The sequence below is a fragment of the Pseudomonas sp. FW507-12TSA genome (assembly GCF_058781435.1).
This window is the reverse complement of the sequence record NZ_JBYSWT010000005.1, coordinates 143,117-166,064: the sequence shown is the minus strand read 5'-3', so window position 1 is coordinate 166,064 and position 22,948 is coordinate 143,117. Positions and strand designations below refer to the sequence as shown.

The 22,948-nt window shown below is 64.7% G+C and carries 20 protein-coding genes; 7 read left to right on the top strand and 13 right to left on the bottom strand.

Going from position 1 to position 22,948, the window contains the following annotated elements; translation table 11 throughout:
- Nucleotides 1-512: 512 nt before the first annotated feature.
- The 6 genes from pepN to AC3WK8_RS07075 are packed head-to-tail and all read right to left on the bottom strand — an operon-like array spanning nt 513 to nt 7,013.
- Nucleotides 513-3,170 carry an aminopeptidase N gene (gene pepN, locus AC3WK8_RS07100; protein WP_103324245.1) on the bottom strand — a complete coding sequence of 886 codons (2,658 nt, stop codon included), beginning with the start codon at nt 3,168-3,170 and terminating at the stop codon, nt 513-515.
- A 12-nt stretch (nt 3,171-3,182) separates the two neighbouring features.
- Nucleotides 3,183-4,013 (bottom strand): DUF2797 domain-containing protein, encoded by an 831-nt coding sequence (locus AC3WK8_RS07095; RefSeq protein ID WP_085597478.1) that lies wholly within the window; start codon nt 4,011-4,013, stop codon nt 3,183-3,185.
- Nucleotides 4,010-4,270: a YeaC family protein gene (locus AC3WK8_RS07090; protein ID WP_085597477.1), complete on the bottom strand. Its 261-nt coding sequence runs from the start codon at nt 4,268-4,270 to the stop codon at nt 4,010-4,012. The genes AC3WK8_RS07095 and AC3WK8_RS07090 overlap by 4 nt, the downstream gene beginning before the upstream one ends.
- Before the next feature lie 15 nt (nt 4,271-4,285).
- Nucleotides 4,286-5,155 carry a rhomboid family intramembrane serine protease gene (locus AC3WK8_RS07085; RefSeq protein ID WP_103324246.1) on the bottom strand — a complete coding sequence of 290 codons (870 nt, stop codon included), beginning with the start codon at nt 5,153-5,155 and terminating at the stop codon, nt 4,286-4,288.
- Nucleotides 5,152-6,126, bottom strand: a complete 975-nt coding sequence (locus tag AC3WK8_RS07080) for a metallophosphoesterase (protein WP_178087998.1) — start codon at nt 6,124-6,126, stop codon at nt 5,152-5,154. Before AC3WK8_RS07080 ends, AC3WK8_RS07085 begins: the two co-directional genes overlap by 4 nt.
- On the bottom strand, nt 6,123-7,013 hold the full coding sequence (locus AC3WK8_RS07075; protein ID WP_085597474.1) for an NAD(+) kinase: 891 nt from the start codon (nt 7,011-7,013) through the stop codon (nt 6,123-6,125). The genes AC3WK8_RS07080 and AC3WK8_RS07075 overlap by 4 nt, the downstream gene beginning before the upstream one ends.
- 147 nt (nt 7,014-7,160) lie before the next feature.
- Here AC3WK8_RS07075 and AC3WK8_RS07070 point away from each other — a divergent pair, with 147 nt between their 5' ends.
- Entirely contained in the window at nt 7,161-8,117 is a 957-nt protein-coding gene (locus AC3WK8_RS07070) for a DUF1853 family protein (RefSeq protein WP_103324248.1), read from the top strand.
- Between the two features lie 6 nt (nt 8,118-8,123).
- Here the strand turns inward: AC3WK8_RS07070 and AC3WK8_RS07065 are convergent, their stop codons facing one another.
- Nucleotides 8,124-9,407: an arsenic transporter gene (locus AC3WK8_RS07065; RefSeq protein WP_103324249.1), complete on the bottom strand. Its 1,284-nt coding sequence runs from the start codon at nt 9,405-9,407 to the stop codon at nt 8,124-8,126.
- Between the two features lie 103 nt (nt 9,408-9,510).
- Nucleotides 9,511-10,068 (bottom strand): NADPH-dependent FMN reductase, encoded by a 558-nt coding sequence (locus AC3WK8_RS07060; protein WP_053130426.1) that lies wholly within the window; start codon nt 10,066-10,068, stop codon nt 9,511-9,513.
- Between the two features lie 178 nt (nt 10,069-10,246).
- On the opposite strand from AC3WK8_RS07060, the gene AC3WK8_RS07055 reads away from it, so the two are divergent.
- Nucleotides 10,247-10,483 carry a hypothetical protein gene (locus AC3WK8_RS07055; protein ID WP_085597471.1) on the top strand — a complete coding sequence of 79 codons (237 nt, stop codon included), beginning with the start codon at nt 10,247-10,249 and terminating at the stop codon, nt 10,481-10,483.
- A gap of 132 nt (nt 10,484-10,615) precedes the next feature.
- On the top strand, nt 10,616-11,509 hold the full coding sequence (locus AC3WK8_RS07050) for a LysR family transcriptional regulator (protein ID WP_103324250.1): 894 nt from the start codon (nt 10,616-10,618) through the stop codon (nt 11,507-11,509).
- Here the strand turns inward: AC3WK8_RS07050 and AC3WK8_RS07045 are convergent.
- From AC3WK8_RS07045 to AC3WK8_RS07025, 5 genes are all read right to left on the bottom strand, one after another.
- Nucleotides 11,506-12,078, bottom strand: coding sequence for a GNAT family N-acetyltransferase (locus tag AC3WK8_RS07045; protein WP_103324251.1), 573 nt, complete (start codon nt 12,076-12,078; stop codon nt 11,506-11,508). The genes AC3WK8_RS07050 and AC3WK8_RS07045 overlap by 4 nt on opposite strands.
- Before the next feature lie 14 nt (nt 12,079-12,092).
- Nucleotides 12,093-14,348, bottom strand: a complete 2,256-nt coding sequence (locus AC3WK8_RS07040) for an Orn/Lys/Arg family decarboxylase (RefSeq protein WP_085597468.1) — start codon at nt 14,346-14,348, stop codon at nt 12,093-12,095.
- A gap of 172 nt (nt 14,349-14,520) precedes the next feature.
- Nucleotides 14,521-15,267 (bottom strand): DNA polymerase III subunit epsilon, encoded by a 747-nt coding sequence (gene dnaQ, locus AC3WK8_RS07035; RefSeq protein ID WP_085597467.1) that lies wholly within the window; start codon nt 15,265-15,267, stop codon nt 14,521-14,523.
- Nucleotides 15,268-15,390: 123 nt separating this feature from the next.
- Nucleotides 15,391-15,840, bottom strand: coding sequence for a ribonuclease HI (gene rnhA, locus AC3WK8_RS07030; protein ID WP_022639041.1), 450 nt, complete (start codon nt 15,838-15,840; stop codon nt 15,391-15,393).
- Between the two features lie 106 nt (nt 15,841-15,946).
- On the bottom strand, nt 15,947-16,705 hold the full coding sequence (locus AC3WK8_RS07025) for a class I SAM-dependent methyltransferase (protein WP_103324252.1): 759 nt from the start codon (nt 16,703-16,705) through the stop codon (nt 15,947-15,949).
- A gap of 65 nt (nt 16,706-16,770) precedes the next feature.
- Between AC3WK8_RS07025 and gloB the strand changes: the two genes are divergently transcribed.
- From gloB to AC3WK8_RS07005, 4 genes are all read left to right on the top strand, one after another.
- The gene (gene gloB / locus AC3WK8_RS07020) at nt 16,771-17,538 is read left to right on the top strand and encodes a hydroxyacylglutathione hydrolase (RefSeq protein ID WP_053131383.1); all 768 of its coding nucleotides are present in this window, start codon (nt 16,771-16,773) and stop codon (nt 17,536-17,538) included.
- A gap of 98 nt (nt 17,539-17,636) precedes the next feature.
- Nucleotides 17,637-19,064 carry a transglycosylase SLT domain-containing protein gene (locus tag AC3WK8_RS07015; RefSeq protein WP_103324253.1) on the top strand — a complete coding sequence of 476 codons (1,428 nt, stop codon included), beginning with the start codon at nt 17,637-17,639 and terminating at the stop codon, nt 19,062-19,064.
- A 203-nt stretch (nt 19,065-19,267) separates the two neighbouring features.
- The gene (locus AC3WK8_RS07010) at nt 19,268-21,097 is read left to right on the top strand and encodes an extracellular solute-binding protein (protein ID WP_103324254.1); all 1,830 of its coding nucleotides are present in this window, start codon (nt 19,268-19,270) and stop codon (nt 21,095-21,097) included.
- On the top strand, nt 21,094-22,947 hold the full coding sequence (locus AC3WK8_RS07005) for an extracellular solute-binding protein (RefSeq protein ID WP_103324255.1): 1,854 nt from the start codon (nt 21,094-21,096) through the stop codon (nt 22,945-22,947). The genes AC3WK8_RS07010 and AC3WK8_RS07005 overlap by 4 nt, the downstream gene beginning before the upstream one ends.
- The last annotated feature ends 1 nt before the right edge of the window (nt 22,948 follow it).

Sequence of the window (22,948 nt, the reverse complement as noted above, 5' to 3'; positions counted from 1 at the left end):
CTTTGGAAACGTCTGACAATCGACGCCACGTTATCTTTTGTTAATCGCAGCCCCTCGGGCCAGGCCTGAATATTCGGGCATTCGTCGAAGTGATCGATACCCAGGCCATACCCAGGCAGCGCTCAGCGCAGCCTGCCGGCAGCTTGCCGGGACCGAAGAGAGGGAGTGCGCAAACAAAAAGCCCGGCGCTGCCTGGGCAGCACCGGGGAGCGAAGGCACGGCAGGGTCGCCGTGCCTAGGGTCTGTTGCCGTTTCGGCGCAAACCGCGTTGCCGCGACAAATGGCGCCAGGCTAGGCGTGGGACGCAGGCAATGGTCGTTCCCTTGCCAAGTCCCGCAACGACGCATGGCACCATTTGCCGCGCAACCCGAAGGGACGGGCCGGTTTTAGCGCGGCGCGTCGTTACTCGACCGCTCATTTGGAATGCCAAACTTCGCGTCTCGTGCCTAGCTCCGCGCTAAAACCGGCTCCGGCGCGGTGGCGGCGAAATGGCAACAGACCCTAGGGGCAGATCAGGCCAGGCTCTTGCTGACCACCTCGAACACATCGCTGGACAGCTCGCCCGAGCCGCGGATGCGCTCCAGCTCGGCCTTCATCAATGCCTGCCGGGCGCTGTCGTACTTGCGCCAGCGAGTCAGCGGCGCCAGCTGGCGGGAAGCGATCTGCGGATTGAAACCGTTGAGCTGGATCACCAGGTCCGCCAGGAAGCGGTAGCCCGAACCGTCGGCGGCGTGGAAGTTGATCAGGTTCTGGCCAGCGAAGGCCCCGATCAGCGCCCGCACCTTGTTCGGGTTCTTGATGTTGAACGCCGGGTGCTGCATCAACGCCTTGACCCGCTCCAGGCCGCCAGGCAACGGGCTGGCCGCCTGGACGCTGAACCACTGGTCCATGACCAGCGCATTGTCCTTGAAGTTTTCGGCGAACACCGCCAGGGCCTGGGCCTTCTCGGCCTCGAACGGCGAATTGACCAGCACCGCCAGGGCGGTCAGGCGCTCGGTCATGTTGTCGGCGCTGTCGAATTGCTCGATGGCGGCCGCCAGGACCTCAGGCTCGCCGACCAGCATCAGGTAGGACAAGGCGATGTTCTGCAGCGCGCGGCGGGCAAAGTGCTCGGACTCGGCCACATAGGCGGTGGCGCGGGACAGCTCGCGATTGGCCTGGTAGCGCTTGAGCAAGGCAGCGAACAGCTGCTCGGCCAACTGCTTGCGAGCGAATTCGCGGGCCCCATGGATGGCCTCGACGTCCGCTACTTCGCTGATTTCGGTGAGGTAGGCCTCGCCCGGCAACGACAGCATCTCGGCGACCATGGCCGGGTCCAGGCTTTCGTCGGCCAGCACGCTGCCCAGGGCCGTCACCAGGCGTTGGTCCATCACCAGGGCCTGGCCCTGTTGGTGCTGGCCGATCAGCTCCTGCAGTACCTGCACCGCCAGTTGCTGGCCGGCCTCCCAACGGTTGAAACCATCGCTGTCATGCTGCATGAGGAACATCAGCTGGTCACGATCGTAGGGGAAGCTCAGCTTGACCGGCGCCGAGAAACCGCGCAGCAACGACGGCAAGGGACGCTCGGCGACGTCGACGAACGTGAAGGTCTGCTCGGCCTCGGTCACCGAGATCACCCGGGAGTTGCCCTGGGCGCTGGCCTCACCGGCCAGGCGCAGGGCGATGGCGGCGCCCTGGCTGTCCAGCAGGCCCAGTTCCACCGGGATCACGAACGGCAATTTTTCCACCTTGTCCGGCGTTTGCGGGCAGCTCTGGCGGAAGGTCAGGCTGTAGGTCTTGGCTGCGGCGTCGTAGGCCTCGCTGACCGCGAGGCGCGGAGTGCCGGCCTGGCTGTACCAGCGCTTGAACTGGGTCAGGTCGACGCCATTGGCATCTTCCATGGCCTTGACGAAGTCGTCGCAGGTCACGGCCTGGCCATCATGGCGTTCGAAGTACAGGTCGCTGCCCTTGCGAAAGCCCTCGGCGCCCAGCAGCGTGTGGATCATGCCCACTACTTCCGAGCCCTTCTCGTACACGGTCAGGGTGTAGAAGTTGGAGATCTCGATGAAGCTCTCCGGGCGCACGGCGTGGGCCATGGGCCCGGCGTCTTCGGCGAACTGGTGGGTGCGCAGGTAGGCCACGTCCTGGATGCGCTTGACCGTGCGCGAGTTCATGTCCGAGGAGAACCCGGCATCGCGGAACACCGTGAAACCTTCCTTGAGCGACAGCTGGAACCAGTCGCGACAGGTCACCCGGTTGCCCGACCAGTTGTGGAAGTACTCGTGGGCAACGATGGCCTCGACCCGCTGGTGAGCGGCGTCGGTGGCGGTCTCGGCGCGGGCCAGCACCGCGCTGGAGTTGAAGATATTCAGGCCCTTGTTTTCCATGGCGCCCATGTTGAAGTCGTTGACTGCGACGATCATGAAGATGTCCAGGTCATATTCCCGGCCATAGGTCTGCTCGTCCCAGCGCATGGACTTCTTCAGGCTGTTCATGGCGTGCTGGCATTTGTCGATGTTCTCAGGCTCGACGTAGATGCGCAGCGCTACGTCGCGACCGCTCATGGTGCAGAAGCTGTCCTCGACGCACCACAGGTCCCCCGCCACCAGGGCGAACAGGTAGGCCGGCTTCATGAACGGGTCTTCCCAGGTCGCCCAGTGCCGGCCATCTTCGCCCGGGCCGCTGGCGATCGGGTTGCCGTTGGACAGCAGCACCGGATAGCGGTGCTGCTCGGCCACCACGGTGGTGGTGAACTTGCTCATCACATCCGGGCGGTCCAGGTAATAGGTGATCTTGCGAAAGCCCTCGGCTTCGCACTGGGTGCAGAACATGCCGCTGGACTTGTACAGGCCTTCCAGGGCGGTATTGGTTTGCGGGTTGATCCTGACGCTGGTGTCCACGGTGAAGCTGGCACTGGCCGGGTGCAGGGTCAGGTGGTTGTCGTCCAGTTGATAGTCGCCCGCGCCCAGGGGCTGGTCGGCCAGGCTCACCGACAACAGCTCCAGTTGCTGGCCATCGAGCACCAGCGGCGGCAGCCCGGCGCCACGGGCCGGGTTGCGGCGCATCACCAGTTGCGCGTGGACCAGGCTGTGATCCTCGAATAACTCGAAGGTCAGGTGGGTCTCGTCGATCAGGTACTCGGGGGCCTGATAGTCCTTCAGGTAGATCATCTTCGGCTGTTCGGTGCGCATGGCGAATTCCTTCTACTGATGCACGGCCAGCTGGTAGGCCGTGTATTTGCGAATGTTGATCACGCCGGTGTCGAAGATCAGGTACTGGCCCTTGATCCCCAGCAGGGTGCCTTCGGCGATCGGATTCTTGTCCAGGTTGAAGCTGACGATCTTGGCCGGGTACTGCTCGACCGGATAGCGGATTTCCAGGGGCTCGATGTCACGCACCGGCTGGATCGCCTGCAAACCGAAACGCTCCTGCAAGGCCAGCAAACCCTCGGCGCAGGATGCGAACAGTTGCTCGCGCACCTGGACCAGGTCCACGACCTGGGCGTCGCCCTTGAGCAAGGCCCGCCAGTTGGTCTTGTCGGCCACCTGGGTGCGGAACAGATCCTCGACGAAACCGGACTGCTGGCGAGTCGCCACGCGCATGATCGGCAGCGCCTGGCTGGCGCCCTGGTCGAGCCAGCGGGTGGGCAACTGGGTGGCCCGGGTGATACCGACCTTGATCCCCGAGGAGTTGGCCAGGTAGACCACGTGGTCGGTCATGCAGAACTGCTCGCCCCAGGACGGCTCGCGGCAAGTGCCGGCGTCGTAGTGGCAACGCTCCGGACTCATGATGCAGACATCGCACTGGGCCAGCTTGGTCATGCACGGATAGCAGTAGCCCTGGCTGAAGCTGGTCTTGGTCTTGCGCCCGCAATGGGTGCAGTGGATCGCCCCCAGGTATTCCAGGCGCAGCTTGCTGCCGATCAAGGGATTGACCGGCACTTCGCTGTCGCCCAGGCGGAAGGCGTATTGCACGTTCGGCCCGTCCAGGCGGGTCGACATTTTACTGATGGAGCCGCGGCCGATCTCGATCAATGGATGGCATCCGACTTGAACAGGATGTTCGGCACGGCCTCGGCCTTGGACGAGCACTCCTGCGGGCCCATGTAGCCGGTACGTTCTTCCTCGGGCAGGTTGTGCATTTCCCAGGCGATCATGGCCTGCAGCGACAGCTCGCGCTGCTCGGGGGTGAGCTTGCGGCCATCGGACCATTTGCCGATCTCCACCGCCAGCTTCAGGCTGCGATAGATATCGGGGGTGATGTTTTCGATCATTTCGACAAAGGACGACATACAAGACTCCAGGAATTAGAGGGCCAGTTTACGGCGGCTGTACAAGCCGCCCAACAAACCGGTGAGGCAACCGACGAGCAACCCGCCGACATGGGCGGCGTTGGCGATAGAGCCGAAGCCGAGCGCCGACACCACACCGCTAAGGCATAGCAACAACCACACCAGCATCATCACCAGCACGCCCCGGGGCAGATCATAGAAAGGGTTGGGTGACAGCCGCTGGTAGATCCAGCAATGCCCGAGCAGGCCGTACAGCACCCCGGACAGACCGCCAAACAGCCTGGGACCGCTGAAGAAGTATTGCGCGCAGTTGGAAACCAGGCTGAACAACAAGGTCAAGCCCAGCAGGTTGATAGCGCCCTGGCGCAGCTCGATACGCTGCCCCAGCTCCCAGTACCACATGCCGTTCATGGCGATATGCAGGATGCCGAAGTGGATCAGCATCGGCGTCACCAGCCGCCACCATTGCCCTGCCGCCAGGCTGTCGGCCAGAGAGCCGAACTCGATGTTTTCGCCGACCATATGGAACTCGACGAAGGTGAACCAGCCCAGGACCTGCAGATTGCTCCCCATCCAGATGACGCAAAAAACCGCCAGGGTCAGCAGCAGGACCACCGAGGTCGTGGGACAGCGGGCCAGGTGACGCAGCAGAGGAACCCGCACCGGCGTCGCAACTTGTGGAATATCCAGTTGTTGCTCGGGGTCGCCCTCCGGGAAGCGCTGGTACAAGCCCAGCACGTCCTCGCGGATGGATTCCGGAACCCACAGCACCTGCTGCCCCGCTTCTTCGCTGACCCGGTGGGGTACCTGCATGCGTTGCAACAACTTGATGAACCCCCTGAGGTCGGTGGTCAGGGGCAGGCGCAAGATAGCTACCGCGCTCATCGCGACACCTCCGGCCGCTCGACGTCGACCCAGACGAACTTGTTCGGATCCAGGCGCGTTTCCTGGTCCAGGCGGTAGGCGGCGAGCTTGCCGTAGAGCACCGCGCTGTAGTCCAGGCAAGCCAGGTTGGGCCGGATCGGCGCCGGCGTACCGCTGCGCCAGTAGTGGCCGACGAACAGCAGCGGCTCCTCGATCCCGTAGCGCAGCAGGCTGTTCTTCTCGTCCCGGGACAACGGCGTGCGAGCCACCGGCTCGGGCAAGGCATCGGGCTGGAAGACGATATCGCCATAGGTCTGCGGATCGTCCTCCCAGAACTTGGTACGGAAGAACGAACGGGTCAGGCCGTCGCCGCTGGTCATGGTCAAGCCATGGGGCAGGCGCATGTCGGTGCCCCGCAACAGGCGGTCGAAGGCATTGCTGGCGAAGCTGTCAGGCAGCGCCGAGGCCTGCAGGAAGTCGCGATCGATGCAGCCGTCCGGGTAGCGCTGGCGTAGCTGGGCGATCAGCGGCGAATCCCAGCAGGCGTGTACCACCCGGAAGCGTCCGGCGTCGACGAACAACGGCATCCGGTAGAACCACTCAAGGAAGTCGTGCCAGTCGCCGGGATGCTGTTCGAACTGGGCCAGGGTCTCGTGGATCAGCCGGGCATGGCGCGGGGTGTGCTCACGCACGAACTGCTTGCCGCTGCCCTCGGCCGCCGGGGTGCTCCAGCCCAGGGCATTGAACTCGTGGTTGCCCATGATGCACAGCGCCTGGCCGGCCTCGACCATGTCGTGGACGATGTGCAAGGCCTCGCGAATCCGCGGGCCGCGATCGATGATGTCGCCAAGGAACACGGCCATGCGTGACGGGTGCCGCCAGACGCCGCCCTGCTTGTGGTAACCGAGCCGGTCCAGCAGGTGTTCGAGGGTCAGGGCACAACCGTGCACGTCACCGACCAGGTCGTAGCTACGCGCGGGATCGAGCATCAGTCGCCTCCACCACCCAGGCGGCTGCCCCAGCCGAGCTTGGTCCGGCAGACCTCGTAGTAGTTGTGGTCCAGCGGATGGATCAGGCGCAGCTTCTGGGCCTTCTTGCTCACCGTGATGGTGTCGCCCGGAGCACAGGTGAAGTGGTTCTGCCCGTCGCAGGAAACCTGCGGATAGATCTGCATATCTTTGGACACGACGATTTTCAGCTCACTGTTGCCATCGACCACGATCGGCCGTCCGGACAAGGTATGGGGGTACATCGGCACGATCACAATGGCATCGAGCTTGGGATGCATGATCGGGCCGCCGGCAGACAGTGCGTAGGCCGTGGAGCCGGTGGGAGTGGCGACGATCAGGCCGTCGGCCTTCTGGCTGCAGACGAACTGGCCGTCGATGTAGATCTCGAACTCGATCATCCGGGTCGACTTGCCCGGGTGCAGCACCACGTCGTTCAAGGCATCGCCCTGGCCAATGGCCTCGGCATGCCGGCGCACCTCGGCCTGCAGCAGGAAACGGTTCTCCACCAGGTAGTGGCCATCCAGCACCTCGGCGACCTTGATCTCCAGCTCGTCGGGACGGATATCGGTGAGAAAGCCCAGGCTGCCGCGGTTGATCCCCAGCACCGGGATATTGTGCCGCGCCAGGGCCCGGGCGGCGCCCAGCAGGCTGCCGTCGCCACCGACCACGATGACCATGTCGCAGACCTCGCCCAGCAGCTTGCGCGAAGAGGTCTGCAGGCCGTGGCCTGGCAGCACTTCAGCGATGGTGTCCTCGAGGATCACGTGCAGGTGGCGTTCGAGCAGAAACTTTTTCAGTCGGCGCACTGTGTCCAGCACCTGGGAGCTGCCCAGGCGACCGATAATGCCGATATTGCGAAATTGCTCCATGGGGCTCCTGCGGGGGTTCGGGCGAAACGGAGGATTATGGGCGAAACCCGGCGCCAGACAAAATCCTTTCAGCCATACAGGCTCGCCCGGCGCCCGGGCGGCAGGTATTTATCGCGAGCCGCCGCGGTTTGCGTCTATGCTCGCAACATGCTCCCGTTCGCCGATTTGCTCAACCTCCCCCGCCAGCTACGCCAGCCCGAAGTGCGCGATCTCGCCTGGGTGATCCTCGCCCCGCCAATGCTCAGCGCCACACCCTGGCCCCAACGCCACCCCCTGGCCGGCAGCGACTGGACCCTGGAGCCGCAACGGCTGGCCCACTGGCTGCAAGTGCAGGACCAGGACAGCAGCGCACTGCGCCAGTGGCTCAGCCGCAGCCCGACCCGGCGCCTGGGCCTGTACTACGAGCGGCTCTGGCAGTTCGCCGTGCAGCACGCCCCGGGAGTGGAGCTATTGGCGGCCAACCTGCCGATCCGTCGCGACGGCCATACCCTGGGCGAGCTGGACATGCTCCTGCGCGACCGCGACGGGGTGCACCACCTGGAACTGGCGATCAAGCTCTACCTCGGTCCACAGCAAGGGCCCGGCGGCGATAGCGCGCAATGGCTGGGCCCGGGCTGCCACGACCGCCTGGACCGCAAGCTGGCCCACCTGGCCGCGCACCAGCTGCCGCTTTCGGCCCGGGAAGAAAGCCACGCCACCCTGGCGGCGCTGAAGGTCGGCCAACCCAGCGCCCACCTGTGGCTCGGCGGCTACCTGCTGTATCCCTGGCCGGGCCATGCCGACCCGCCCCTGGGCGCCCATCCGCAGCACCTGCGCGGGCGCTGGCTGCATCAGCGCGACTGGCCGGCGTTCATCGACAGCAGCCCGCCGGGGCGCTGGCAGCCCCTGCCCCGGCATGCCTGGCTGGCTCCGGCGCGCTACCCCGGCGAACACACCTGGAGCGCCGCCCAGTTGCAGCAATGGTTGGCCGAGCTCGACCCCATGGCCCCGGCACAACTGCTGGTGCGCCTGCAAGAGAGCGCCGAAGGCGACTGGGTCGAGGCCGAGCGCCTGTTCCTGGTGGCCGACCCGTGGCCCAACCTGCCCGCGGCATCCCAGCCCTAGCCGGACTCAGAGCAACAGGCGCAGGGCCAGCGCCGCCAGGGTCACCAGCAGCACCGGCAGGGTCAGCACTATCCCGACCCGCAGGTAGTAACCCCAGCTGACATGAATGCCCTTGCGGTCCAGCACATGCAGCCAGAGCAAGGTCGCCAGGCTGCCTATGGGAGTGATCTTGGGCCCCAGGTCGCTGCCGATCACGTTGGCGTAGATCATCGCCTCCCTGACCACGCCCGTGGCCTGGCTGGCATCGATGGACAAGGCGCCGACCAGCACTGCCGGCAGATTGTTCATCACCGACGACAAGCCCGCCGCCAGCAGCCCGGTGCCCAGCGCCGCGCCCCAGACCCCGCCGGCGGCGAAAGCGTCCAGCCAGCCGGCCAGGTGCGTGGTGAGCCCGGCGTTACGCAAGCCGTACACCACCAGGTACATGCCCAGGGAGAACAGCACGATCTGCCACGGGGCCTCCTTGAGTACCTTGCGCGTGGAAATCCTCTGGCCCCGGGCAGCCACCATCAACAACAGGCAAGCGCAGCCCGCCGAAATGGCGCTGATGGGAATGCCCAGGGGTTCCAGGGCGAAGCAGCCCAGCAGCAGGATCAACAGCACCCACCAGCCGGCGAAAAAGGTGCCGCGATCGTGAATGGCGCTCGCCGGGTCGGCCAGTTGCCGTGGGTCATAGGCCTGGGGAATGTCCCGGCCAAAGAACCTCAGCAACACCGCCAGGGTGGCGACGACGCTTACCAGGTTCACCGGCAGCATCACTGCGGCGTAGCGGTTGAAACCGATACCGAAGAAGTCGGCAGAAACGATGTTCACCAGGTTCGACACCACCAGCGGCAGGCTCGCGGTATCGGCGATGAACCCGGCCCCCATGACGAAGGCCAGGGTGGCCGCCCTGGAAAAGTGCAAGGCCAGGAGCATGGAGATGACGATGGGCGTCAGGATCAGCGCCGCGCCATCGTTGGCGAACAGCGCCGAGACCAGCGCCCCGAGCAGCACCATCCAGGCGAACAGCCGGCGGCCCTTGCCCTGCCCCCACCGCGCCACGTGCAACGCGGCCCAGGCGAAGAAACCAGCCTCGTCCAGCAACAGGCTGATGATGATCAAGGCGACGAAAGTGCCGGTGGCATTCCAGATGATCTGCCATACCACCGGGATATCGGCGAGCTGCACCGTCCCGCAGAGCAACGCCAGCAGCGCGCCGCCCATTGCACTCCAGCCCACGCCCAGCCCTCGGGGCTGCCAGATCACCAGGATGATGGTCAGCAGGAAGATCGCTACGGCAATCAGCATGTCTTGGCAGGCATCCGTGGCTCGCGGGCAAGCCCCAAGGGCGGGGCTTGAGGGGGGACGGCCCGGCCTTTTCCAAAACCGGGACCGCCGCATTGGGGGGAACTCAGGTGCGCTTCTGTTGCTCGACCCACTGGCCGAAGGCGTTGATGAAACCCTGGAGGAATGGCCGGGTGGCCTCCGCCAGCTTGCCGGACTCATCGAATGCGGAACCGGCGCCGCCCATGTAGGCCTCGGGCTGCTGCATGCACGGCACATTCAAGAAGACCAGGGACTGGCGTAAATGATGGTTGGCGCCAAAACCGCCAATGGCCCCCGGGGACACACTGATCACCGCCCCCGGCTTGCCGCTCCAGTTGTTCTTGCCATAGGGGCGCGAGCCGACGTCGATGGCATTCTTCAGCACCGCCGGCACTGAACGGTTGTACTCGGGAGTCACGAACAGCACCGCATCGGCCTCGACGATCCGTTGGCGAAACGCAACGTAGCTGGCCGGGGGAGTCGCCTCGATATCCTCGTTGTAGAACGGCAAGTCGCCGATCTCGACAATGTTCAGCTGGAGATTGGCCGGGGCCAGCTCAGCCAGGGTCAAGGCAACCTTGCGGTTCAGGGACTGCTTTCTCAAACTGCCGACCAGTACTGCAACCTTGTAGACATTGCTCATTGGAGTTTCCAACCGTTGGCTTGGGGGGAAGTGCTAGTTATAGATGAGCCAAGGCGTACTCTGCTACCCCGACGCCAGGCGCTCTTTAATATTTTTTCCCCTGGGTAAAACTTCCGCCCGGTCCCCCGGGTCTACAGCACCGAAATTTGCGTGTTCTATCTCCAGAGGCTCTAAAAAGATGGCAGAAGTACTTGTCGGACAATTCCATGCAAGAGATGCCGAGGGGCGGGTGTATTCCGTCCATGAATTCCAGGAATCCATGCCAGCACAAGATGGCGAGGCCAGCGCGGAACCCGTGACCACCTACCGCCTGGCCATCGGCGATCGGGTGCGCAAGCTCGACGACAACAACTTCCTGCTGGTGCAACTGGACGTGACCCTGGTACGCGAACCCGACTCTCCCGTGACTTCCTGACCTGCGCCCCCTCCTCCCGCGCCGGGCGTTCGCCCCCGCCTGCCCCTGCGACAACCGCTACAGATTCCGGGCGCGGACTTGGAGTAGGATTCGACGCTTGCATCCCTAACCGGCTGGATATGGATTTCAAGCATGCGTTTACGTCATATCGAAGTGATTCAGGCGCTCCTGCAAACCGCCCACCTGGGCAGTGCCGCCCAATTGCTGGAATTATCGGTGGCCGAAGTCGAGGCCCTGCTGCGCGATGCGGAAAGCCAGCTGGGCTTCATGTTGTTCGCCAGTGTACGCGGACGCCTGCAGGCCACCCGCGAAGCGCGGGAGCTGCAGGGCGCAATCACCCGGGTCTATGACGCCTTCCAACCCGTGCAACGCCTGGCCGACAGCCTGAGGTTCCACCAGGCGCCGCCTTTGCGCATCGTCGGCACCGCCCCCTTGGTCCAGCAGCTGTTGCCCCAATGCATCGCCGCCCTGCGCCGGCGCTTCGCGGATACGCCATGCAGACTCCTGTGCCAGAGCACCCGCGAGATCATCGACAGCCTGCTGTTGCGCGATTGCGACCTGGGCCTGAGCCTGCATGACCCCGAACATCCGGACATCCACAGCCAGGCCCTGGCCCAGGGCAAGCTGTTCCTGCTGGCGCCCCATGGCTGGTTGCAGGCCAAGCAGAAATACGTGTCCCTGCAGGACCTGGCCGGCCAGGCCATGGTTGGCCTGGAGGGGCACGACCCGCTGAGCGCGGTCCTGGCCGGCAAGTTGCAGAACCTGCGGCCCAGCCCGGTGATCCAGACCCGGGTCCAGACCTACCAGATGATGCGCAGCCTGGTGGAAGCCGGCGAAGGCCTGGCCATCGTCGACCCGTTCACCGCCGCCGGGGCCCGGGGCTCGGGGCTCGACATCAGCCCCTTGTCGCCGCCCATGGGCGTCACCCTCTACGCCTTGCGCCGCCAGGGCAGCGACAGCTCGCCCCTGCTCAATGCCCTGCTGGAATTGCTGGCCGAACAGGCCACGGCGTTGCTGGCAGGCTAGGCTGGCTCTTCGGCGAACAGCAGGTACCAGAAGATCGCCGTTTCAGCGGTCTGCGGATCGATGCCGCGATAACGCAAATGATCCACGCCGCCCACCACGTAGCCGCAACGCTCGTACAACCGGCAGGCGCCAAGGTTGTTGTTCTGGGTTTCCAGCATTACCCCCGGCAGGCCCTTCTTGCGGCTCCAGAACTGCGCCACCTCCAGCAGGGCCCTGGCCACCCCATGGCGCCGCGCCGGGGCATGCACCGCCAGTTCATCGATATGGCCATAACCGTTCCAGTTGGTGCTGACCACCACATGCCCCACCGGATGCCCATCCAGGTAAGCCATGAACACCTCGCTGCCCGGAGCATCGCGGTAGCTGCTGAACTCCTCCGGGTCGATGCCGTAGCACTTGCGATAAGGCACCACCTGGCGCAATGGCCAACTGGCCACTGCCACGTCGCGTTCGGCCTCGGCGTAGGCCTCGACCTGAAAACTGAAATCGCTGTCGTTGACATAGGCCGCGAACCCGGCATCGGCGACACGGACCGCGAGCCCCGGATGCGGGCAGGATGCTGGCTGCATGGGTACTGCTCTCCTCACTCCCGGACGCAATCGACGGTGTACTGCCGGCCATTGCCCAGGTCCTCATGTTGCAGGCCGTGCACATCGGCGACGAACCCGGGGAAGCGACTGTCGAAATCCCGGGCGAACGCCAGGTAGTCGATGATCGAACGGGTGGACTCGGTAAAACGTTCGCCGGGCATGATCAATGGGATGCCCGGCGGATAAGGCACCAACATCACTGCGGCGATGCGGTCCTGCAACTGATCGATGGACACCGCCTCGACATCGCCGCGCACCAGGTGGTCATAGGCATCGGCGGGTTTCATCGCCACCTCCGGCAGCACCGTGTACATGCGCCGCAAATGCTTGGCGGTGGCGTTGCTGCGATAGCAGGCATGCAACTGGTCGCACAAGTCTTGCAGGCCCATGCCCTGGTAGCGCTGCGGGTCCTGGCTGGCGACGCTGGGCAGGCAGCCGGCCAGGCTGGCATTGGCGTCGTAGCTGCGCTTGAACTCCAGCAACTCGGTGAGCAAGGTGCTCCACTTGCCCTTGGTGATACCCATGGAGAACAGCACCAGGAACGAATACAGGCCGGTCTTCTCCACCACCAGCCCACGCTCCCAGAGGAACTTGCTGACCACCGCCGCCGGAATCCCGCGCTCGCTCAAGGCGCCACCCGCGGTCAGGCCGGGCATGACCAGGGTCACCTTGATCGGGTCGAGCAGCACGTAGTCGTCGGTGACACCGGCAAAGCCGTGCCACTCGCCCTCGGGCTCCAACAGCCAGTCGACGGTGCGTACCTGGTCGATGCCCTCGACCCGCTCCGGTTGCCAGACCGAGAACCACCAGTCATCGGCGGCGATGTTCTGCCGCAGGTTGGCCAGGGCGCGGCGGAAGCTCAGGGCCTCGTCAAACATTTCTTGCAGCAACGAGCGGCCGGCCGGCCCCTCCATCATCGCCGAGGCCACGTCCAGCGAAGCCATGATGCTGTACTGCGGCGACGTGGAGATGTGCATCATGAAGGCTTCGTTGAAACGATCACGATCCAGTTGCCGGGCCCCGCCGTCCTGCACATGGATCATCGACGCCTGGCTGAAGGCGGCCAGCAGCTTGTGGGTCGAGTGGGTGGTGAACACCAGTGGACTGTCGGCCGAACGCGAGGTGCCCATGCCGTAGCGACCGGCGAAAAATTCGTGGAACGCCGCATAGGCGTACCAGGCCTCGTCGAAGTGCAGCACCTCGACGCTGTTGCCCAGGCTCTGCTTGATCAACTCGGCGTTGTAGCACAGGCCGTCGTAGGTCGAGTTGGTGATCACCGCCAGCTTGACCTTGGGTGCCCGGCCGCGGGTCAGCGCACTGGCGTCGATCTTGGCCCGGATCGACTCGACGCTGAACTCGCTCAGCGGGATCGGGCCGATGATCCCCAGTTCGTTGCGTTCCGGGCACAGGTACAGCGGGATCGCCCCGGTCATGATGATCGAGTGCAGCACCGACTTGTGGCAGTTGCGGTCCACCAGCACAAGGTCATCGCGACCGACCATGGAATGCCAGACGATCTTGTTGGCCGTGGAGGTGCCATTGATCACGAAGAAGGTGTGGTCGGCGCCGAAATTGCGCGCCGCACGGGCCTCGGCTTCCGCCAGGGGCCCGGTATGGTCGAGCAGCGAGCCCAGCTCCGGCACCGATACCGAGAGGTCCGAACGCAGGGTGTTCTCACCGAAGAACTGGTGGAACGCCTGCCCCACCGCACTCTTGCGATAGGCCACGCCACCACCGTGGCCCGGGGTGTGCCAGGAATAGTTGGAGTCGGCGGTGTGTTGCACCAGGGCCTTGAAGAAGGGCGGCAACAGGCCATCCAGGTAACCCCGTGCAGCACGGGCCACTTGCCGGGCCAGGAACGGCACGGTGTCCTCGAACAGGTAGAGGATGCCGCGCAGCTGGTTGAGTTCGCTCATGGCATCGGCGGGAGCGTTTTCCAGGGTCACCTGCTCGCCCAGGGCGAAGATCGGCAGCAGCGGCGCCCGGACCCGGGCCAGGCGAATCAACTCCACCATGTTCTGCAGCAGGTGGGTGTTCTCCCCCGCCCCCTCGGCGGCGATCAACATGCAGGCCAGGCCGTGATGGGTGGAGGCCACCAACCGGCCCTCGGCATAGTCCACCGCGGAAAAGATGCTGAAGCCATCCTTTTCCAGCTCCCGGGCGATGCCCCGCACCCGATCCCCCGCGACCGTATCGGCCTTGATATCACGGTGCACGATCAGGATCGGAAACTGCAGGTCTTTATACATGGGGCGGGAAGTCCTGAGGCGACGGGTTGGCCCCGCCAATGGACTCAGGGTAGAAGCTGCACGGCTGGCGTGTCACCCCGGGTGGGGACACCTTGTAACAAAACGTCGCACTGGAACAACAACCGGCTGGAGCCGCTGCCGCGCCCAAGAGGCTGCGACAACGCCTACAGGATCAATGCTGGGTTTCGAGCAGTTGGGTCCAGAGCGCCGGGCCACCAGCGGATTTGGCGATGGCTTCCAGGCGGGCCTGGTGCTCGGCCAGCTCGGCCTCACTGGCCATGATGATCCGTCCACGCGGACGGTCAGCTGCCAGGCGGCGGATCGCCGAAGCCCGGGCGCCGCCCTCGCCCGTACCACCATCGGCGCCATTGCCGGCCAGGGACAAGCTGGTCTGGCCGCCGGTCATGGTCAGATAGACGTCGGCGAGGATCTCCGAGTCGAGCAAGGCGCCGTGCAGCTCACGGCCGGAGTTGTCGACGCCATAGCGCTTGCACAAGGCGTCGAGGCTGTTGCGCTGGCCCGGGTGCCGCTCGCGGGCCATCAGCAAGGTATCGAGGATGCTGCAATGTTGGGTGATGTCGGCCCGCTCATGCTGGCCCAGCAAGGCGAATTCGTTGTTGATGAAGCCAACGTCGAACGCCGCGTTGTGGATGATCAGCTGCGCGCCCTTGATGAATTCGAAGAACTCATCGGCCACTTCGGCGAAACGCGGCTTGCCCACCAGGAATTCGTTGGTGATGCCGTGGACGCCGATGGCGCCCTCGTCGCTCTCGCGATCAGGTTGCAGGTAGACGTGGAAGTGACGCCCGGTCAGGCGTCGGCCAATCAACTCGACGCCACCGATTTCAATGATCCGGTGGCCGTCGGTCACCGGCATACCGGTGGTTTCGGTATCGAGGACAATAGATCTGTTGGCCATCAGTGGTCAGTTCTCAATCTGGCAAAGGGCGGGATTTTAGCACGCCCCGCCCGGGGACGGCGCACAGGCGCGGCAAGGCCGGCCCAGCGCACATGAATGCAGCGAACGGCAGGACGACAGCCATCAGGCCTTGTTGCCACGGACCTCGTCCACGCCGCGGTTGGCCAGTTGGTCGGCACGCTCGTTGCCATGGTGCCCGGTATGGCCGCGTACCCATTTCCAGGTGACCTGATGCCGGTTGACCTGCTCGTCCAGCTGTTGCCACAGGTCGGCGTTCTTCACCGGCTCCTTGGCAGCGGTCTTCCAGCCCCGCTTCTTCCAGTTGACCATCCACTCGGTGATGCCCTTCATCACGTACTGCGAGTCGGTGATCAGCTGTACGTCGCACTGACGCTTGAGTTCCTGCAGGCCGCGAATCGCCGCCAGCAGCTCCATGCGGTTGTTGGTGGTATTGGCCTCGCCACCCCAGAGCTCCTTCTCGACGCCCTTGCACACCAGCAGCGCGCCCCAGCCACCCGGGCCGGGATTGCCCTTGCAGGCACCGTCGGTAAAGATTTCTACGCTATCGCTCATCCACGCCTTCCATCAGAAATTGCCATTGCCCCGCCAGCCACAGCCGACAGGGCCAAGACCGGGCAAGCCCGGCCGATCTATATAAAGAGAGAGTTGCAGCAGTTGTTCAGGGCTCGCTATTGCGCCGGTTGACCTTGGCCATGGGCAGTGGCACCAGCTTGCCCACCGGCTCGCGCCGGACCTGGCGTACCGGGCGCAGGCCCACGGCGATCTTGCGCGCCACCAGCAGGTAGAAACCACCACCCGATAGCTGCCATTTGCCGGCCCGGCGCTCCCAACCGGCCAGCCGCGCCTGCCATGCCGGCGAAGCAAGCGGCGGACGATAGCACCCGAAGCGCCGTTTCTCCAGCGCGAAGCCCAGCAGGTTGAGCCAGTCGCCGACGCGCGAGGGCGCGATGCAACGGGCCTGGCGCAAGCCGTCGTGGGCGAACACCCGGCGCAGGCCCCAGGTACTCCAGGGATTGATCCCGACGATCAGCAGGTGGCCACCCGGACGCACGCTGCTGGCCGCCTCGCGCAGCAGGCCATGGGGCGACAGCGAAAAATCCAGGCCATGCTGCAGCACCACTACATCGGCAGCATGTTCGCTCAGGGGCCAGGCCTGCTCCTCGCAGACGATCTCCACCCCCGGCAACGGAGCTCCCAGGCGAACGTTGCGCTGGACCTGGGGCGCCGCCGGCGGGGTCTGCGCCGAAGGGCCGTAGTGCACCAGGTAACCGCCGAAGAACCGCCCCAGTTCTTCTTCGAGCATGCGCCGCTCTTCATCCAGCAGCAATTGCCCCAGCGGCCCGGACAGCCAGTCCCGGGCCGTGCTGATCAGGGCCAGCCAGTCGGGATCTGCCTGAGCGAAGGCTTTATCGGTCATTGCATTCTCCAACACGCCAGGAAGTTCTAAGATGCGCCATTGTTTTCCCCTTGGCGAATCCGAAGATGATACAGATCAGTGCCCTGCCCGCCTTCACCGACAACTACATCTGGTTGTTACAAGATCATCGCAGCCAACGCTGCGCCGTCGTCGACCCGGGAGATGCGGCACCGGTACTGGCCTGGCTGGAACAACACCCGGACTGGCGCCTGAGCGACATCCTGGTGACCCACCACCACCACGACCACGTCGGCGGCGTCGAGCGCTTGAAACAGCATAGCGGCGCCACGGTCTACGGCCCGGCCCGGGAGAAGATCCCCGCCCGCGACGTGGCCCTGGACGATGAAGACCAGCTCAACATCCTCGGCTGGGACTTCCTGGTCCTGGCGGTACCCGGCCATACCCTGGGGCATATCGCCTACTACCACCGGGGCCTGCTGTTCTGTGGCGACACGCTGTTCGCCGCCGGTTGCGGTCGCCTGTTCGAGGGCACCGCCGAACAGATGCACCAGTCCCTGGGCCGCCTCGCGGCGCTGCCGGACGACACCCTGGTCTACTGCACCCACGAATACACCTTGGGCAACCTGCGCTTCGCCCAGGCCGTGGAGCCGACCAACCCAGAGATCGCCCAGCGCCTGGAAAAAGTCGCGCGCCAGCGCGAGCAAGGCCTCATGACCCTGCCATCGACCCTGGCCCTGGAGAAGTCGACCAACCCTTTCCTGCGTACCGGTGAAACATCCGTTAAACAAAAAGCGGACGAACGGAACGGCCGGGATACCCCGTCGCAGAGTGCGGTTTTTGCGGCTTTGCGGGCCTGGAAAGATAAATTCTAAGAACCCCGGCATTGGCATAGAAATTCTGAATGGTTGACCGCTCTTCGGGTGCTTTCTAGAATCGCCCGACATTTTTGCCCGGAACTAACTTCCAGCCAATGTCGTCATTTATTCGTTACGCCATCAGTTCAGACGCATTGACGCGCTTGGCCCAGGCCATCGCGGTAGCTGTGTCAGCGACTCTTGCGGGCTGCCAAAGCACCGGTCACGTCCCGCAGACTGGAGCCACACACACTCCGAATCTCAACGCCCGCATCAAGCAGAAACCCATCTGGCTGGGCACCCAGCCCAGCCCGCAAGTCCCCCAGGACGTCTGGGAACGCATGCGCCAGGGCTTCCAGTTGCAAGAGAATCTGGGCGTCAACCCGCGCATCGAGCAACAGCGCCTGTGGTTCGCCAGCAATCCGTCCTTCCTGCAGAACGCCAGCGAGCGCGGCAGCCTTTATATCCACTACATCGTCGAGCGTCTTGAAGAGCGCAACATGCCGCTGGAGCTGGCCCTGCTGCCAGTGATCGAAAGCGCCTACAACCCGCTGGCCTATTCCCGGGCCGATGCCGTGGGTCTGTGGCAATTCGTCCCGGCCACCGGTCGCTCCTTCAACCTGCGCCAGACCCGTTTCTACGATGGCCGCCGCGACATCACCGCCTCGACCACCGCGGCCATGGACTACCTGACCCGCCTGCATGACATGTTCAACGGCGACTGGCTGCTGGCCCTGGCGGCCTACAACGCCGGCGAAGGCACCGTCAGCCGGGCCATCGAGCGCAACGAGAAGCTCGGCCTGCCCACCGACTACTGGAACCTGCCGCTGCCATCGGAAACCCAGGCCTACGTGCCCAAGCTGCTGGCCCTGTCCCAGGTGGTGCTGGCCCCCGAAGCCTACGGCATCAACCTCAACCCCATCGCCAACGAACCCTACTTCCAGGTGGTGGAGATCAACCAGCGCATGGACCTGTCCAAGGTCGCGGCGGTGGCCAACATCGACGAGGACGAGCTGTTCCAGCTCAACCCGGCGTTCAAGCAGCGCACCACCATCGACGGTCCGCAGCACTTGCTGGTACCCACCTCCAAGGCGCAGTTGCTGACCACCAGCCTGTCGACCATGAAACCTGAGGAACTGATCAGCAAGCGCTCGCTCAAGGCTGCGTTCGCCAGCGACGAAGGCCGCGACTCGCTGCGCAAGCGGGTCTACAAGGTCAAGCGCGGCGACAACCTGGCGCTGATCGCCAAGGCCAACAAGATCGGGGTCCAGGACCTGCAGCGCTGGAACAAGCTCAGCGGCAAGAACCTCAAGGTCGGCCAGACCCTGGTCCTGCAGGACGCGCGCCAGGCCGTCGGCAAGAAGACCACCGTGGCCGCTACCCAGAAACGCAAGTCGACCCAGTACAAGGTCAAGCAAGGCGATTCGCTGTACATGGTGGCCAAGCGTTTCAACGTCGAGATGCAGCACCTCAAGCGCTGGAATCCACGGGCCGGCCAGGCCCTCAAGCCGGGCCAGACGCTCACCGTCTACCTGCCGCACTGAGTGCCGACGGGGCCTGCCGGTGTCACCACCGGCAAGCCCTGCGCCTGAGCTTCCCAGGGCATCCGGCAATACCGACCCGCCCCCGCCCCAGCCCCTCCTGCCGCCATCCGCGCGCGCCGCCAGAACGAGCTTTTTCCTGCCGATACAAGCTGTTACTGTACTGGACACATAGCCCAAGCCGCCTGGATCGGATCTCTGACTCGATGCGTCTCCTGCTCCCGCTCCTCATCAGCCTGGCCTTGAGCTTTCCCGCAAGCGCGACACTCATCGAGAGTCATGGCTATGCGCAGTTCGGCACGCTCAAGTACCCGGCCCGCTTCACCCACTTCGACTGGGTCAACCCCGCCGCGCCCAAGGGCGGCACCTTGCGGGTCATGGCCTTCGGCACCTTCGACACCCTCAACCCCTACACCTTCAAGGGCACCAGCCCGGTGGCCACGCCGAACTTCCTGCAGTACGGGGTCAACGAGCTCAACGAGCCGCTGATGGTGGGCACTGGCCTCTATGCGCCCTCCGGCGACGAACCCACTTCCAGCTACGGCCTGATCGCCCGTTCGGTGGAGTACAGCGAGGATCGCAGCTGGGTGGTGTTCAACCTGCGTCCCGAGGCCCGCTTCCACGACGGCATGCCGATCACCGCCCGGGACGTGGCGTTCTCCTACCGCCTGCTGCTCAAGGAAGGCCATCCGCAGTACCGCACCAATCTGCAGGAAGTGCAGCGGGTCGACATCCTCGGCCCGCAGCGCATTCGCTTCGTGTTCAAGCGCGCCGGCAACCCGCTGCTGATCCTGCGCCTGGGGGAAATGCCGGTATTGCCCCAGCATTACTGGAAGGACCGCGACTTCAAGGCCACCACCTTCACCCCACCCCTGGGCAGCGGCCCCTATCGCATTACCCAGGTGCAGCCGGGCCGCCAGTTGGTGTTCGAGAGGGTCAAGGACTATTGGGGCAAGGACTTGCCGGTCAACCGCGGGTTCGCCAACTTCGACCGGGTCGAGGTGGAGTTCTACCGCGACAGCGACGTGGCGTTCGAGGCCTTCAAGGCCGATGAATTCGATATCTACATCGAGCACCAGGCCAAGAACTGGGCCAGCGGCTACGACTTCCCGGCGGTGCGCCGTGGCGAGGTGATCAAGGCCCAGGTGGCGCACCAGATCCCCACCCAGACCCAGGGCCTGTTCATGAACACCCGGCGCGCGACTTTCGCCGATGTGCGGGTACGTGAGGCCCTGGGCATGATGTTCGACTTCCAGTGGACCAACCGCACGCTGTTCAGCGGCGCCTACCAGCGCGCCCTGAGCTACTACCCCAACAGCGCGTTCTGCGCCACGGGCGTGCCCCAGGGCCGCGAATGGCTGCTGCTTTCGCCCTATCGCGAGCAGTTGCCAGCCAGCCTCTTCACCCAGCCCTTCAGCTTGCCGAGCACCGACGGCCGCGGCATCCCGCGCCACACCCTGCGCCGAGCCCTGGGGCTGCTGGGCGAGGCTGGCTGGAAGCTCAACGGCCAGCGCCTGCAGAACAGCGCCGGACAACCGCTGCGGTTCGAGCTGATGCTGGTCAACCCCAATCTGGAGCGCATCCTCCAGCCCTACGTGGAGAACCTGGCCAGCATCGGTATCGACGCGCGCCTGCGCACCGTCGACCGCGCGCAATACAAGCAGCGCCTGGACCAGTTCGACTACGACATGATCCTCATGACCCTCAACCAGACCCTGAGCCCGGGCCTGGAGCAATGGCAGTACTTCCACTCAAGCCAGGTAGCGGTCAAGGGCAGCAAGAACTATGCGGGCATCGACAACCCCATCGTCGATCACCTGCTGGAGCAGCTCCTGGCGGCCCAGAGCCGCGACGAGCAACTGGCCGCCGGCCGTGCCCTGGACCGGGTGCTACTGTGGCAGCACTACATGATTCCCAACTGGTACCTCAACTATCACCGCCTGGCCTACCGTAACCGGTTCGCCTTCGTCACCACGCCGCCCTATACCCTGGGTCTCGGCGCCTGGTGGCTGAAGTCCTTGGAGACCACCCAATGATGCCCCTGCGTGCCCTGCTCCTGCGCACTAGCGGCTTGTTGCTCGGCGTCATCGCCTGCTGCGCCCAGGCCACGCCACAACATGCCGTGACCCTCTACGGCGAAGCGCCGAAATACCCGGCGGGCTTCCAGCACTTCGACTTCGTCAAGCCCGACGCCCCCAAGGGCGGGACCTTCCGCATGGCCGGCTTCGGCAGCTTCGACAGCCTCAACCCGTTCATCAGCAAGGGCGTGCCGGAGAGCAATATCGGCCTGGTGTACGACACCCTGATGGCCCAGAGCCTGGACGAACCCTTCACCGAGTACGGCCTGGTGGCCGGGCGAATCGAGAAAGCGCCGGACAACAGCTGGGTACGTTTCTACCTGCGGCCCGAGGCACGCTTCAACGATGGCCACCCGCTGCGCGCCGAGGATGTGGTGTTCAGCTTCCAGACCCTGACCAACGCCGGCTCGCCGCTGTATCGCGGCTACTACGCCGATGTCGAGCAGGTGATCGCCGAAGACCCGTTGCGGGTCCTGTTCAAGTTCAAGCACAGCAACAACCGCGAGCTGCCGCTGATCCTCGGCCAGCTGACGATCCTGCCCAAGCACTGGTGGGAGCACCGCGACTTCGCCAAGAGCAACCTCGAAGTACCCCTGGGCAGCGGCCCCTACCGGGTGACCGAGGTCAAGGCCGGGCGCTCGATCCGCTATGAGCGGGTCAAGGACTACTGGGCCCGCGACCTGCCGGTCAATCGCGGCTTCTACAACTTCGACACCATCACCAGCGACTACTACCGCGACAACACCGTGGCCCTGGAAGCCCTCAAGGCCGGCCAGTTCGACTACTGGCTGGAAATAAGCGCGAAGAACTGGGCCAACGCCTACAACGTCCCGGCCGTGGCCCAGGGACGGTTGATCAAGGAGCAGATCCCCAACGGCAATCCTACCGGCATGCAGGGCTTCGTCTTCAACACCCGGCGCCCGCTGTTCCAGGACGTGCGGGTGCGCCATGCCCTGAGCCTGCTGCTGGACTTCGAATGGAGCAACAAGCAGCTGTTCAACGGCGCCTATACCCGTACCCGCAGCTACTTCGAGAACTCGGAGATGGCCGCCACCGGCCTGCCGGGCCCGGACGAGCTGGCGATCCTCGAGCCGCTACGCGGGCAGATTCCCGAGCAGGTGTTCACCCAGGCCTTCGCCCCGGCCCTGTGCGACGGCAGCGGCATGATCCGCGCCCAACAGCGCCAGGCCTACCAACTGCTGCAGGAGGCCGGCTGGCATATCGTCGACGACAAGATGGTGGACGCCCAGGGCAAGCCGGTGGTGCTCGAGTTCCTGCTGGCCCAGACCGAGTTCGAGCGCGTGCTGCTGCCGTTCAAGCGCAACCTCGCCGACCTGGGCATCGACCTGGTGATCCGCCGGGTGGACGTGTCCCAGTACATCACCCGGGTCCGCTCGCGGGACTTCGACATGATCGTCGGCAGCTTCCCGCAGTCCAACTCCCCGGGTAACGAGCAGCGTGAATTCTGGATGTCCAGCAGCGCCGACAAGCCCGGCAGCCGCAACTACATCGGCCTCAAGGATCCGGCCATCGACCGGCTGGTGGAGAGCCTGATCAACGCCGACTCCCGAGCCAGCCTGGTGGCCCATGCCAAGGCCCTGGACCGGGTCCTGCAATGGGGCTACTACGTGATCCCCAACTGGCACATCAAGACCTGGCGCGTGGCCTACTGGGACCACATCGGCCACCCGCAGGTCGCGCCCAAATACGACATCGGCATCTACACCTGGTGGATCAAGCCCGATGCCCAGCCCGCCGTGGAAGCGGCGCCGGACAACCAGGCGGCCGCGGCCGAAACGGTGCAATGAG

Coding starts and splice junctions, on each gene's coding strand:
- AC3WK8_RS07085 (WP_103324246.1), bottom strand. CDS start 5,155: ATGAGCGCGGTAGCTATCTTGCGCCTGCCCCTGACCACCGACCTCAGG.
- AC3WK8_RS07025 (WP_103324252.1), bottom strand. CDS start 16,705: ATGACCGATAAAGCCTTCGCTCAGGCAGATCCCGACTGGCTGGCCCTG.
- AC3WK8_RS07070 (WP_103324248.1), top strand. CDS start 7,161: ATGCTCCCGTTCGCCGATTTGCTCAACCTCCCCCGCCAGCTACGCCAG.
- AC3WK8_RS07055 (WP_085597471.1), top strand. CDS start 10,247: ATGGCAGAAGTACTTGTCGGACAATTCCATGCAAGAGATGCCGAGGGG.
- AC3WK8_RS07040 (WP_085597468.1), bottom strand. CDS start 14,348: ATGTATAAAGACCTGCAGTTTCCGATCCTGATCGTGCACCGTGATATC.
- AC3WK8_RS07075 (WP_085597474.1), bottom strand. CDS start 7,013: ATGGAGCAATTTCGCAATATCGGCATTATCGGTCGCCTGGGCAGCTCC.
- AC3WK8_RS07090 (WP_085597477.1), bottom strand. CDS start 4,270: ATGTCGTCCTTTGTCGAAATGATCGAAAACATCACCCCCGATATCTAT.
- AC3WK8_RS07045 (WP_103324251.1), bottom strand. CDS start 12,078: ATGCAGCCAGCATCCTGCCCGCATCCGGGGCTCGCGGTCCGTGTCGCC.
- AC3WK8_RS07065 (WP_103324249.1), bottom strand. CDS start 9,407: ATGCTGATTGCCGTAGCGATCTTCCTGCTGACCATCATCCTGGTGATC.
- AC3WK8_RS07015 (WP_103324253.1), top strand. CDS start 17,637: ATGTCGTCATTTATTCGTTACGCCATCAGTTCAGACGCATTGACGCGC.
- gloB (WP_053131383.1), top strand. CDS start 16,771: ATGATACAGATCAGTGCCCTGCCCGCCTTCACCGACAACTACATCTGG.
- dnaQ (WP_085597467.1), bottom strand. CDS start 15,267: ATGGCCAACAGATCTATTGTCCTCGATACCGAAACCACCGGTATGCCG.
- AC3WK8_RS07060 (WP_053130426.1), bottom strand. CDS start 10,068: ATGAGCAATGTCTACAAGGTTGCAGTACTGGTCGGCAGTTTGAGAAAG.
- AC3WK8_RS07010 (WP_103324254.1), top strand. CDS start 19,268: ATGCGTCTCCTGCTCCCGCTCCTCATCAGCCTGGCCTTGAGCTTTCCC.
- pepN (WP_103324245.1), bottom strand. CDS start 3,170: ATGCGCACCGAACAGCCGAAGATGATCTACCTGAAGGACTATCAGGCC.
- AC3WK8_RS07050 (WP_103324250.1), top strand. CDS start 10,616: ATGCGTTTACGTCATATCGAAGTGATTCAGGCGCTCCTGCAAACCGCC.
- AC3WK8_RS07005 (WP_103324255.1), top strand. CDS start 21,094: ATGATGCCCCTGCGTGCCCTGCTCCTGCGCACTAGCGGCTTGTTGCTC.
- rnhA (WP_022639041.1), bottom strand. CDS start 15,840: ATGAGCGATAGCGTAGAAATCTTTACCGACGGTGCCTGCAAGGGCAAT.